Here is an 11,947-nt window from a genome sequence, read left to right on the forward strand (position 1 = left end):
GGGGTCACAGTATTTCCGTCAACTGAATGCCAAAATTGTCGTCGACAGCTACCAGGTTGCCACGCGCCACGGCCTTGCCATCCAGGCACAGCGACGCGGGTTCGTGGACTTGCTGCAAAAGCTTGACGATGTCCCCGCTCTTGAGCGCAAACAGTTCGTCGACACTCATCGACGCGTTGCCCAGCTCAACCACCAATTCCACGACCACATGTTTGATCAGGTTCATGTCCCGCTTGATAAGCGCCGGCATGTTTTCATTTGCGACGTTTTTTGCCTCTTCCAACTCGATTGAATCGACGGTAGCTGTCACGCTAAAACTCCTTTGGCGATGGACCGGAAATCAGTTGTACCGCGAGATAATCCTGCTGCCGGGCGAGGTATCCCGACGCCACGGCCCTTGTGCCGACCCGCAGTTGCAGGGTTTGGGAAAGCAGCGCCTGAGCGCGCAAGGTGTCCCCCGGGTGCAGGTCGTTCATCTCGCCAATGGACAGGCTGGCAAGTGGCAATTGCAGCGACAGCTTGACGCTAGCCTTGCCCAGGGCATTTTCACGCGGGAACAGCGGCGGCTTCACCTCGTGGGGCCCCAGCGCGTTGTTTAACAAGGCCGCGTCCAGCACGACATAGACTCGAAAAGACTCAACGCTGACACGCAGCAGAATGTCAGTACTCATCGGTTTGCCGATTGCTCTGGGCGGTGCCGCCTGCAATTGTGCGGCCGGCGCCTGGCCGATTGACGCCAGGACACCATTGACCAGCGCTCGCTGGGCGCCCTGAAGCAAATAGTCTGCGGTTTCGCCTGCAGGCAACTCCTGGGCGAATGCGCCAAACACCAGTGACGTCCAGTCGCCCGCCACATACACCGCAGCACCTGCACCACCGGCCTTGAGCCACGTCAACGTGTACGCGTGCGCCTGGTCGGCGGTATCAACACGCTCCAGGCACTCAATCTGCCAAGGTTTTCCCTCCTGGCTGAAGCACCATTGCTCACGCCAGGCTTGCACCGCCGGTGGCAGTTTTTCTGTGGCGGTGTTCCAGCGGCTTTTGCCAATAAACCCCAACGCTCTCATCGATTACCCACCCCGAGTGCCGTTGTAGAGTTGTTCCAGCATTTCGTTGGAGACCGTCATGACCCGGGAGCTGGCCTGATAACCGCGCTGGATGATGAGGATGTCACCGAACTCCTGCGCCAGGTCGACATTGGACAACTCAAGGTACCCCCCCTGGATACGGCCGAACTGAGCCTCACCTGCCCTGCCAAATTCGGCACGCAGGGTGGAGGGCGTCTTGTACTGCGAATTCGCGCCAGCAATCAGCGCTGTCTCGTCAGCAAAGTCGGCCAGGGCCAGTTGGCTCCCGGTGCGTTTTTCGCCGTTGGCATAGGTAAATTGCAGAACGCCTTTCTCATCGAAGGCGTAACTGCTCAGCCCCGCAATCGCACTGCCGTCGACCACGCGAGCGCCCAGGGTGTGGCTCGGCCCACTGGCCACCTGTGAGGCCAGGTTGAAACTGCCTGGCGTACCGAAATCCAGCTGAATGCTCTGGGCGGCGCCGTTGGCGGTCAGGGTGAAGTTCAGCGTATTGGAGCCTGCCACGGGACTGCCGTCAGGACCAAAGGCAATGGTGCCGCTTTGCAGCAACGCGCCGCTGGCCTCTGAAACACTGACTTTCCAGCTGTTGGGCGGTGTGGTTTGCGGCTCAAATTTGACACTCAACGTGTGGCTGGCGCCCGTTGCGTCAAACACCTGGATTGAGTTGATCTGATGGGTGGAATCCGTTGGGCCGCTGCGCGCCAAGGCACCTATCATCTCGATGCGGGTGGTGGCCTTGGGTGGCAACGTCCGCTGGCCCTTGATATTGATGTCGCGCAAGTTGCCCGCAGAATCGAGGCCTGCCACTTTCAATTGGGTCACGGTGTCCACCAGGTACCCGTCCTGGTCCACCTGGAACTGCCCGGCCCGCGTATAAGAAAGTTCACCGTGCGCATCGCGCAACACGAAATAACCTGAACCGTTGACGGCAACGTTGGTGTTGTTGCCCGTCTGACGATTTTCTCCGGGCTTGATCCGCACCTCGGTACCGGCGATACCCGCGCCAAAGCTTTGCCCGTTCTGGCCGTTGACGCTGCGGTAGAACGTGTCGCTACCGCGGTACCCAGGGGTGTTCATGTTGGAAACGTTATTGGAGACGTTGTCCAAGCCCTTGGAAAAGGAAAACAGGCCACTCATTCCGTTATAGAAAGCTTGCAGCATCACGCCCCCTGCCTGACCAGTTTGATTTGCGATAGACGCACGTCCGTCAGCACGGAGCCATCCGTTTTTTTGATTGAAAGCACAGGCCCGGTCGAGGAAAACGCAATGGCTGATACCGAACCGATCACGCTGCCTCCCGTGGTCATAGTGATCTCCACCTGACGCCCCAGCAGCCCGAGAGACTGCGACGTGGCGCTCATCGACACCAGGTTATTGGTGTTTTCATTGGTGACACGGGTCTGCTCAAGGTTGGCGAACTGCGCCATCTGGGCCAGAAACTCACGGTTATTGATGGGTTCCAGAGGGTCCTGGAACGTCAACTCGGTGAGGAACAACTTGATAAAGTCCTCCTGCCCCAAGCGGCTTTGCGCCAGCTCCGAGGTGGTGGTACTCAGTTCGTTGCCGATCGCTTCAATGGCCATGGGAGTCGCCTGTTGAATGACGTGAGAGAGACGGGGCCTGCCACGCGGGCTGGCCATTGATCCAGATGCTTTCAGGGCGTACAGCCTGACGTGTCAGGTCGTGCACCAGGGCCTGCTGTTCTTCCGGGGCCAGGTGGTAGTCGCGAATGATCACTTCGATGCCTTTACCCCGTGGCAAAACCTGTACATGACGTTCCGGCCACTTTCTTATCAAGTAGGCCAGGGCCGGACTCGCGCCGGGCAAATCATGGCTGGCATCCGCCCAGTCATCGCCGGCAAAATGCACGGCTTTCTGTTCAGGGGTGCTGCCATGGCTTTGAACTGAGGGTGAGGGTCTTTGAAGCGGGAGGCCGCCTGCGGCTTGATTGGACACAGGTGCGTGATCAGCCGCAGCAACCCCGCCTTCAACGGGGGGCGTCTGCTCAAATAACTGCGGCACATACGAAAGGTGTTTTCCGGCGCGAAGCCCGAGGCCATAGAGCTCCAGCATGCCCCTGTCGGGTGTTTTCAAATTCGACTGAAGCAGGCGCTGAACAGTGAACAAATCAGCCTCCCGGGCCAGCTGTTCATCGGTTGGCGGCGACCATTGATCCGCCTTTGCCAACAACGGCTCAACCCCCGCTCTCTGTGCGAATGTTTGCCCTTGGGGCTTACTGTCACGCGGCACTGGCGCTTGCGCGTCCGGCGGCGCAACCCATAGCGACACCCCAACGTTAAGCCCCATGACTCACCCCTCGCGCCTGCTGCGCGTCAAAGATATCGATGGATTCCTGATCCCTCAGGTAGCCCTGCAGGCCCTGCAGTACCGTGTTGAACGCCTTTTCCGTCACCTGCACTTCGAGCGTGCGGCGCCCCAACAGCGCCCTGCAGGCACGTTCCTCCTCCTGTACCTCGCCCAAGGCCTGGACGTGAGCCTTCAACGCCGTAAAACCCTGCGATTGGGCCAGTAGACGCTGCTCGTATTGCGCAGGGTCCAACGCCACGCCTGCGCGACCTTGCTGCTCAAACGAGGATTGGAGTTGCGCATACCGCTGGTGCTCTTGCTCAAGCAGGCGTTCGACGGTGCGTACACGGCGTAAACAGGCCGCGTGACTCAATGCCGCTTTTTCCCGTTGCAATGTTCGCAAACGGGTCGCGGCCGCCAGTTGCCGAAGCTTGCGCTGTTCATCCTGCATGGGCGGCTCCTGCAGTCAGTTGTTGCGACAAGCGCCGCACGGTCTTCCAGGCGTCAGCCGTCAGCACATGTTGGTTCGAGCGCTGTTTGAGCAGTTCATCGAACTGGGGCTTGAGCGCGATCATGCTATCGAGCAATGGGCTGGTGCCCTTCTCATAGGCTCCCAGCTCAATCAGGTCCGCACTGCTCTGGTAAGCCCCCATTCCCGCACGTAGATGATCGACCTGGGCTTTTTGCTCATCGCTGCGCAGCGCATTGGCGAGGCGGCTGACACTGTGCAACACATCAATCGCAGGCCAATGCCCCCGCGCGGCGATGGCCCGGCTCAGGACGATATGCCCGTCCAGAATGGCGCGCATATGATCCGCCACCGGCTCATTCATATCGTCACCTTCCACCAGGACGGTATAAACGCCGGTGATCGAGCCTTGACCATTGAGGCCGCCGGCACGCTCCATCAACGGCGGCAGAAGCGCAAACACCGAGGGGGTGTAGCCCCGACTGCCCATGGGTTCCCCGGTGGACAAACCAATTTCACGCTGAGCCAGGGCAAAACGGGTGATGGAGTCCATGATCAACAGCACATGCTGACCCTGGGCACGAAACCACTCAGCGATGGTGGTTGCCGTATAGGCCGCCTGACGCCGTAACACCGCCGGTTGCTCGGCTGCAGCGGCGATGACTACGGCCCTTTTCAAGCCTTCGGGGCCCAGGCTTTCACGAATGAAATCGCCGACTTCCCGGCCGCGCTCACCGATCAGGGCGATGACAATCACATCAGCGTCCGCGTACTGACTCATCATCCCCAGCAGTGTGCTTTTGCCCACGCCGCTACCGGCAAAAATCCCCACGCGCTGCCCACGCCCCAATGGCATAAACACGTCGACGGCCTTCACCCCAGTGACCAGCACCTGGTTGATCGGTGAGCGATGCAACGGATTAATAGGGGCAACAAACCGCGGCATGAGCACCAGGCCTGATGGCACAGGTTTATCGTCCAAAGGCTGGCAAGTGGCGTCCAGAACACGGCCCAACAGCCCCTGCCCCACTGGCACCCGATACGCCTCGCCACGGGCAACCACCTCACTGCCCAGGCACAGCCCGTCTACCGGACCATAAGGCATGAGCAATACGCACTCACGGCGTAAACCGACCACCTCGGCGACGAGCGCGTCGCCCCCGGCCGCCGGAACAATGTCCACCAATTCGCCCAACTTCACATCCAGCCCGGTCGCCTGCAGTATCAGGCCCTGGATTGAAATCAAACGCCCCAGGCGCCGACACAGCTTCGCCCGTGCCAGCTCTGCTATCCGCTGATCTTCATACACCTGCCACATTGGCATCCCCCCTTTTATCGGGAGCCAATAGCGCTTTAAGCGCCGCAAGTTGTGTGTCCAAACCAGCGTCCAGTTGGCCAATGCCGTGGTCGATCAGGCAACTGCCCGGTATCGCTGCCGCGTCCGGCTGAAACAGCGCCAATGCCGGATCATCCTGCAGACGGGCGTGTAGCGCGGCGTAATCCACAGCGGCGATGCGGATGCGCAGCGGCGCCTGCAACTGGTACTCCTCAATGGCCTGCCCGGCCATATCCGCCACCAACGAGCGGCCAGGCGCATGCTGCCCCAACAGCCGCACAACCACTGCCAACGCCAACCGGCCAACCGCCGGTGTCATCGAGGCAATCATCTGCGAGCCTTGTTGCTCCAGCTGGCTGGCCAGCTCGACCAGTTGCAATCGCTGCGACTCCAACGCCTTGCGCAATGCCGCTTCTTCCTTCTGCCAGGCCTGCTGCTGTTGAGCCAACTCCGTGGCGGCCTGTTTGGCAAATTCATTACGCGCCTGAGCCAGGCCAGCGGCATGGGATTGCTCGTGCAATTCGGCCAGTTCCTGCGCAAACGTCGCGCGCAGCACCTCCAGGGCGGGGGACGGCGTGACAACAGGATCGGCGCTACCCGGCGGGCCCATCACCGGCAGGCGCCGCCCACCGGCCCCCTGCCCTGGCTGACGCAGCACGGTGTGGTGGCCCGGCACCTTAGCGCTCATCCTGGCCTCCTGAACGCGCCAGATACGCTTGCAGGCTGTTGACCAGCGCGGGCGGCATTGTGTGCTTTGCGAACGCCGTGTCCCAACGTCGTATCGACGCACTGTTGGCCAATGTGCTCAACGCTTCACGCCGTTGCACGGGCGTTTCCAACTGCAAGACCAAACCGGCCCAGAAGGGGTGGCCGGCCTTGAGCAAGCGTTCGTGGAGATCATGGCTATGAGCGCTGGCCTGGACCTGAGGCTGTGCCGCCAGTTCATTGATCAGCCCAGCCATCACCGTGGGTTCGCTGGCCAACCCCAATTCGCTGATTTCGCCCAACAGCGCATCGATTTTTTGACGTTCATCAGCGGCTAAATTGGCCAGGATCCATTGGCGATCATCAGCGTGTAAGCAGGCCAGGCGGATCGCGGCCTTGCGCAGTGGCGAAAATTCCATGGTTCAGCGGCCCTCCACCAGCCAGCGACGCAAGTCACCCAGCAATTGTTCACGTTCCATGGAAGACAGGCGGGGCAAGCTATTGGCGGTGCGGGGCTCACGCTTGCGGGTTACCATCCATAGCATCAACAGAATGACCGACAGCGCAGCAGCCAGTGCGGCAACCCCCCAGCGCATCCATGGCACCGCAACGCCCGGTGAGGCTTGCGGATCGCCAGAGGCCACCATCGGTGAGGCGGCGATAGGGAGGTCGGCGGGCTTCACGCCAGCCGCGGCGGGCTTGGGCGGGATATACGCGATCACCAGACGGTCGCCCCGCGCGGGGTCAAGGCCCAAGGCTGCTTCCAGCAAGTCCTGGATTTCCTTGAGTTGCGCATTCGCTGACGGTGTGCTGAGTACGATGCCCACTGTAATCCGCTCGATTTTCCCCGTGGCATGCTCAGTTTCGGCGCGCTCTTTACCCACCTCGTAGTCCACCTCACGGTTGTTCTGCGAGCGTTTGGAATTGCTCTCGCCCGTCGAGTTGTCGGTGGACGCCGTGGTCTTTTCGCGGCGGATGGAACGCTTGTCGGCCAGCGGCTGTTCGCTGATAGACTTGACCCGGTCAAAATTCATCTGCACCCGCACCGACACATCCGCGCCATTGCTGCCCAATGGGCGCAACAGCAGTTGCTCGGCTTTTTGCTTGAGCGCCTGCTCGACCTGCGCCGTCAGTTGCTGATGCTCGGGCGCCGCCGCTGCGCCGTCTGAGCTGCTCAACACCAGGCCGTCTTCATTGAGCACGGCCACGCGCTCCACGGCCATGCCCTCCACTGCCGAGGCCACCACTTGCTGAATGCCGCGCACGCGTTGCGGGTTCAAGGCGCCTTGCGCCCGTGGGCGCACAATCACCGAGGCCTTGGGCGGCTCTTCGGCGGGCTGGTAAAGGCTGGTTTTCTTGAAGGTCAGATGCACTCGGGCGTATTCGACCTCCGACATGCTCATGATCGAGCGTGCCAGCTCACCTTCCATCGCCCGTTGGTAGTTGATCTTCTGGCTGAACTCCGACATGCCGTAGTCGGCCTTGTCGAACAGCTCGAATCCGCTGCTGCTGCGGCTCGGTATGCCCGCCTGCGCAAGGTACATGCGCGCGGTAGCGGCTTCTTCGGCGGCCACCTCGATCACGCCGGCCTTGGCGTTGATGCGATACGGCACCTGGCGCTGGCTCAGAATCGCCAGGATCTCGGCTTGGGAAGCTTCGCTGGCGTCCTTGTAGAGCGCCACATAGCTGGGCCGCAACACCCACCAGACAGACACGGCCAACAGCGCGATGATCACCACCACGCCAGCGAGAAATACACTGGAACGACCACTGAAAAGCTTCGACACGGGTTTGTCTTCCATGGGTTAAATCTGCAACCGCGCCAATTCCTGGTAGGCATCCACCAGACGATTACGCACCTCCACCGCCAATTGCAGCGACAGCTTTGCCTGCTCCATGGCCATCACCAAATCATGGGGCGCCACGTTTTCACCCACAGCATAGGAGGACAGCAAGGCGGTGGCCTGGTCGGTCTGCTCGTTGAGTTGCACGGCGCCGGATTTCAATTGGCCAAGAAAGTCCGTGCCCGTCACGTTGTTCGGCTCGAAGGCCATCGCGTTCGCCGACGACAGCGGTGAGGTGAGCCCGATGGGGGTAATCGCTGGGGTCATGTCACTTCCCGATTTCGAAGGCTTTGAGCGTCATTGCGCGCAAGCTGTTGTAGGAACGGATGTTCGCCTCGTAGGCGCGGGTTGCCGAAACCAGGGTGGCCATCTCTCGGGCGGCTTCGATATTGGGGTAATGGACCATGCCGTCCGGGTCGGCCATGGGGTGCCCGGGGTCATGGACCACGCGGGTTTCATTGCCCTGATAAGCCTGCACCCGCGGCGCATGCAAACCCACCTGGCTGGCAAAACTGCCGGGCGGCGCGACGCGCAGCAGCGGTGAGTCCTGACCTGGGCTGAGCGCCACATTGGCAATCGCCAGGTTGTAGCTGGCGACCTCAACCCGTGTGCGCTCGTAGGCCATGCTGCCGCGAATCACTTCACTGATATTGTCCAACGGCATGTTCAGCGGCCTCCCTTGATCGCCAATTGCATCAAGCCGAACTGGCGCGACACGCCGTCGGCCAGCGCCTGGTAGCGACCGCTGGCAGCGGACAACTCGGCGACCCCGGCGTCAGGTGACAGCGGCGTAATCGGCGTGTAGTGCTGCAGATAAGGCGCCAGCTCACTGTTCTGCATGGCGCGCAGCGACTGCGCGAACAGTTGCGCGTCACCCTGGGCACCACGCAACGCTGCCAGCGGCTCATGGCTGTTGACGCGCATGGCCTGGCCGCCGGGTACGCTGGCCATGGCAATGTTGTGCGCCGCAACCCTGGCCCGCAGATGCTCCAGGCTCATGGCAAAGCGTACGGTCTCAACCGCCAGACTCATATCTGCAGACATCAACGCTCCTTATTGAACAATCAGCTCGGCGTGCAAGGCGCCGGCTTGTTTGATGGCTTGCAACACCGTGATCACTTCACGGGTGCTCAGGCGCACCTGATTGAGTGCCTGCACCAGGTCGCCAACCGTCGCGCCCTCCGCCAGCTTGACCGGGCCATGTTGTTCCTCGGTCACATTCAGCTCGGTATCCGGCACCACGACCGTGCCCACACTCGGCCCGGTACGACCAATCCAGGACGGCTGGGACACCTGGTACTTGGTGCTGATCACCACACTGAGTGAGCCCTGGGAAATGCTCACCTCACCCAAGCGCACATGCGCGCCCGCCACCACCGTTCCCGTGCGCTCGTTGACCACCACGCGGGCGGCATAGTCAGGCGCCACAGATACGTTCTCGATGCGCGAAATCAATCGGGGCAAACCCGCCGCACTGCTCAGCGGCACTTCAACCTTTGCCGCATGCACGACGCGCACGCCGGACAAGCCCAGCTCACGTGTCAACGCGTCGGCAATACGCTGCGCCGTGGTGTAGTCAGGCTCGTTGAGTACCAACACCAGATTGCGCGCGGAGGCGTCGTTTTCGGTAAAGGCCGAACGCTCGACGCTGGCGCCACGTGGAATGCGGCCGACCGTAGGATGGTTTTTCTGCACCGAGTTCTGGTTGGCTTCGAACACATACCCACCCACCGACATCGGGCCTTGGGCCAGGGCGTAGAGTTTTTCATCGGGGCCATACAACGGCGTCATCAGCAAGGTGCCGCCCAACAGGCTGCGCGCATCCCCCAGTGATGAAACTTCGACGTCCACCTTGTCACCCGTCTCACTGAACGAGCGCAAGTTGCCGGTGACCATCACCGCCGCCGTGTTGCGGGCATTGAGGTCCGAGTCCGCCACGTTCACATTGAAGTTTTTCAGGGTATTGACCAGCGACTGGCGCGTGGCGCGGTTGCGGTCGGTGTCCCCGGTACCGGCCAGGCCCACCACCAGGCCGTAGCCGATAATGGCGTAATCACGCACGCCCTGGATGCGGGTCAGTTCCTTGATGCGTACATCGGCCCACCCCGCCGGCAGCCAAAGGCCGAGCAACAGGCCCAGTAACCCCATCGTCAGCTGTTTCATAGGATGCGCAGCCACTTGAGGGTTCGGAAAACGATGCTTTGCTTCTGCGCATCGGTGATCACCCCATCGCCGACAATGTCGATTTGTGCATCGGCCAGGCGGTAGGACAATACGGTGTTGTTGTAGGCAATATCATCGGGGCGCACCAAACCACTGATACGTACCTGCTGCTTCTCATCATTGACGGTCACCAATTGCTCGCCGCTGACCCGCAGCAAGCCTTCGGGCAGTTGGTCAATGATTCGCACCGACACATTGGTGCGGATCTGCCCGCTGCGATTGGTCTGGCCTTTGCCGCTGGAGTCGCCTTGCAGGCCGAGGCGGCCTTGATGGTTGGTGTTGTCCCATCCCAGACGCGCAGCAATATCGGTACTGCTATCGGCCCCGGTCCCGGCGGCGCTTTGCGCCGAGGTCGATTCCACCACCAGAATCGTCAGGGTGTCACCCACGTGGTAGCCACGACGGTCGCCAGTGAGAGAGCGATAGCCATCGGGGTTGATCAGGCTTTGCGCGCTGGAGCAAATCGGCAGCAGCACAACCAGCCACAGCACCTTAGCGTTGAACATGGACTTCCCCTTTGCCGGCCACCACTGCCAACAGGCTCGCCTGCGCACCATTGACCAAGACGGGGATAGGCTCGCCCAGTACACCGGGGCGCATCGCCTTGCCTTCGGTGCGCAACATAAGGCCTGGGCCATAGACCACAACGGTGACGGTGGCATCCCGCAGCACCAGCGGCTCGGCTTTCAAGTGCCGATTGAGAATCGGCATGCCAGCATTGACCATTTGCCCCAACCACGCCCCCTCCAGGTTGCTGGCCAAATCGTCGGGGGATACTTGCGCGGCAACCACGTCCAGCCGCTCACGGCGCGGCTGGGTATCGCTCAGCGCCTGATCCGTGCGCCCATTGCGGCCATAAACCCATGCCTGGCCCCACGCCTGGACCTTGAACCAAACCGTCACTTGGCTGGCCTGCGTCTGCCCGCATACCGTGCCTTTAAGTTCAACCGCCACGCGGCTGCGCAGGTGCGTCGACAACAACCGCACCCGGGGCGATGCCATCACCGGCAAGTCACCGATGGGCGTCAGCTGGATATCCAGTTGCTCGTTGGCGAACGCCGGGCGCACCTGCTCCGTGATGTACTGTGCCATCTGGCTGGGCGTTTGCGCTGTTGCACACTCGAGCGCGCTTGCCTGGCCCCCCCAAAGGCAACCGGCTGCGACCGCGACGCACGTCATCTTCATACCCATCAACGGCGCAGGTTATTGATGGTTTCAAGAATCTGATCGCCGGCTTGAAGCAGGCGCGCGTTCATTTGGTAGGCACGTTGCGCCAGTACCAGGCTGCTCATCTCATCAATCAGGTTGACGTTGGACATCTCGACGTACCCCTGCAACAGCACTCCCTGGCCATCCCGGCCGGGTTCGGCGTAAATCGCTTCACCGCTGGCTTGAGAGGGTCGGTACAGGCCATCGCTGAGCTTTTTCAGGCCATCGGCACTGGCAAACTTCGCCAGCTGTACTTGGCCGACGGTAATCACCTCACCCGTCTCGACAACGGTCGCTTGCACCGAACCGTCCTGTTTGATCACCAGGTTGCGCGCATCAGGCGGCACGCGAAGGTCCGCTGTCAGGATTTGGCCGGTGCTCATCGCCAACTGCCCGTCGGTGTTCAAATGAAAGCGCCCGGCACGGCTATAAGCCAATTCACCCGTTGGCAATTCGACTTCAAAAAAACCATCCCCCTGGATGGCCAGGTCCAACTCGTTACCGGTCTGGCGCACGGCGCCCGGGCTGAACACTTGAGTAGGCTCCGATGCCTGGATGCCTGCACCGGACAGCAGGTGTTCGGCCATGCCGCCGCCGTCATCCCGCGTGCCGACGTCGCGCACCCGGTCCTGGAAATTGACCTGGCTACGCTTGTAGCCAATCGTCTGCATATTGGCCACGTTATTGGAAATGCTGTCGATCCAGGCCTGGTTCGCGGATAAGCCGGAACTGGCAATACTCAATGCATCAATCACACCCGCACTCC

Annotated in this window: 17 protein-coding genes; all 17 read right to left on the reverse strand. The window is 61.2% G+C overall.

All coding sequences use genetic code 11. From position 1 onward, the window contains the following. Window positions 1-4: 4 nt before the first annotated feature. The 17 genes from AB4P94_RS25700 to AB4P94_RS25780 all read right to left on the reverse strand — a co-directional run bounded on the left by AB4P94_RS25700 (window position 5) and on the right by AB4P94_RS25780 (window position 11,936). Window positions 5-310 (reverse strand): FliM/FliN family flagellar motor switch protein, encoded by a 306-nt coding sequence (locus AB4P94_RS25700; RefSeq protein ID WP_395608096.1) that lies wholly within the window; start codon window positions 308-310, stop codon window positions 5-7. Window position 311: 1 nt separating this feature from the next. Then, window positions 312-1,067, reverse strand: a complete 756-nt coding sequence (locus AB4P94_RS25705) for a FliM/FliN family flagellar motor C-terminal domain-containing protein (protein ID WP_395608097.1) — start codon at window positions 1,065-1,067, stop codon at window positions 312-314. Window positions 1,068-1,070: 3 nt separating this feature from the next. Next, the gene (gene flgF / locus AB4P94_RS25710; RefSeq protein ID WP_395608098.1) at window positions 1,071-2,249 is read right to left on the reverse strand and encodes a flagellar basal-body rod protein FlgF; all 1,179 of its coding nucleotides are present in this window, start codon (window positions 2,247-2,249) and stop codon (window positions 1,071-1,073) included. Continuing rightward, window positions 2,249-2,671 carry a flagellar hook capping FlgD N-terminal domain-containing protein gene (locus tag AB4P94_RS25715; RefSeq protein WP_395608099.1) on the reverse strand — a complete coding sequence of 141 codons (423 nt, stop codon included), beginning with the start codon at window positions 2,669-2,671 and terminating at the stop codon, window positions 2,249-2,251. The genes flgF and AB4P94_RS25715 overlap by 1 nt, the downstream gene beginning before the upstream one ends. Next, complete coding sequence (locus AB4P94_RS25720; protein ID WP_395608100.1) at window positions 2,661-3,215, reverse strand: hypothetical protein; 555 nt, start codon at window positions 3,213-3,215, stop codon at window positions 2,661-2,663. The genes AB4P94_RS25715 and AB4P94_RS25720 overlap by 11 nt, the downstream gene beginning before the upstream one ends. A 169-nt stretch (window positions 3,216-3,384) precedes the next feature. After that, on the reverse strand, window positions 3,385-3,846 hold the full coding sequence (locus AB4P94_RS25725; protein ID WP_395608101.1) for a hypothetical protein: 462 nt from the start codon (window positions 3,844-3,846) through the stop codon (window positions 3,385-3,387). Continuing rightward, on the reverse strand, window positions 3,836-5,182 hold the full coding sequence (locus AB4P94_RS25730) for a FliI/YscN family ATPase (RefSeq protein ID WP_395608102.1): 1,347 nt from the start codon (window positions 5,180-5,182) through the stop codon (window positions 3,836-3,838). The genes AB4P94_RS25725 and AB4P94_RS25730 overlap by 11 nt, the downstream gene beginning before the upstream one ends. After that, window positions 5,166-5,888: a hypothetical protein gene (locus AB4P94_RS25735; RefSeq protein WP_395608103.1), complete on the reverse strand. Its 723-nt coding sequence runs from the start codon at window positions 5,886-5,888 to the stop codon at window positions 5,166-5,168. The genes AB4P94_RS25730 and AB4P94_RS25735 overlap by 17 nt, the downstream gene beginning before the upstream one ends. Further along, window positions 5,878-6,324: a hypothetical protein gene (locus AB4P94_RS25740; protein WP_395608104.1), complete on the reverse strand. Its 447-nt coding sequence runs from the start codon at window positions 6,322-6,324 to the stop codon at window positions 5,878-5,880. Before AB4P94_RS25740 ends, AB4P94_RS25735 begins: the two co-directional genes overlap by 11 nt. 3 nt (window positions 6,325-6,327) lie before the next feature. Then, window positions 6,328-7,692, reverse strand: coding sequence for a flagellar basal-body MS-ring/collar protein FliF (fliF, locus tag AB4P94_RS25745; RefSeq protein WP_395608105.1), 1,365 nt, complete (start codon window positions 7,690-7,692; stop codon window positions 6,328-6,330). Between the two features lie 18 nt (window positions 7,693-7,710). Beyond that, window positions 7,711-8,016, reverse strand: coding sequence for a flagellar hook-basal body complex protein FliE (gene fliE, locus AB4P94_RS25750; RefSeq protein WP_395608106.1), 306 nt, complete (start codon window positions 8,014-8,016; stop codon window positions 7,711-7,713). Window position 8,017: 1 nt separating this feature from the next. Next, complete coding sequence (locus AB4P94_RS25755; RefSeq protein ID WP_395608107.1) at window positions 8,018-8,413, reverse strand: flagellar basal body rod protein FlgC; 396 nt, start codon at window positions 8,411-8,413, stop codon at window positions 8,018-8,020. Window positions 8,414-8,415: 2 nt separating this feature from the next. After that, window positions 8,416-8,793, reverse strand: a complete 378-nt coding sequence (locus tag AB4P94_RS25760) for a hypothetical protein (protein WP_395608108.1) — start codon at window positions 8,791-8,793, stop codon at window positions 8,416-8,418. A gap of 9 nt (window positions 8,794-8,802) precedes the next feature. Then, complete coding sequence (locus tag AB4P94_RS25765) at window positions 8,803-9,912, reverse strand: flagellar basal body P-ring protein FlgI (RefSeq protein ID WP_395608109.1); 1,110 nt, start codon at window positions 9,910-9,912, stop codon at window positions 8,803-8,805. Further along, window positions 9,909-10,478: a flagellar basal body L-ring protein FlgH gene (locus AB4P94_RS25770; RefSeq protein WP_395608110.1), complete on the reverse strand. Its 570-nt coding sequence runs from the start codon at window positions 10,476-10,478 to the stop codon at window positions 9,909-9,911. The genes AB4P94_RS25765 and AB4P94_RS25770 overlap by 4 nt, the downstream gene beginning before the upstream one ends. Beyond that, window positions 10,465-11,064, reverse strand: a complete 600-nt coding sequence (gene flgA, locus AB4P94_RS25775; protein WP_395608111.1) for a flagellar basal body P-ring formation chaperone FlgA — start codon at window positions 11,062-11,064, stop codon at window positions 10,465-10,467. Before flgA ends, AB4P94_RS25770 begins: the two co-directional genes overlap by 14 nt. Before the next feature lie 98 nt (window positions 11,065-11,162). After that, window positions 11,163-11,936: a flagellar hook-basal body protein gene (locus tag AB4P94_RS25780; protein WP_395608112.1), complete on the reverse strand. Its 774-nt coding sequence runs from the start codon at window positions 11,934-11,936 to the stop codon at window positions 11,163-11,165. Window positions 11,937-11,947 lie beyond the last annotated feature (11 nt).

It is taken from the genome of Pseudomonas sp. B22129, assembly GCF_044218875.1.
In the GTDB taxonomy this organism is placed as follows: Bacteria; Pseudomonadota; Gammaproteobacteria; order Pseudomonadales; family Pseudomonadaceae; genus Aquipseudomonas.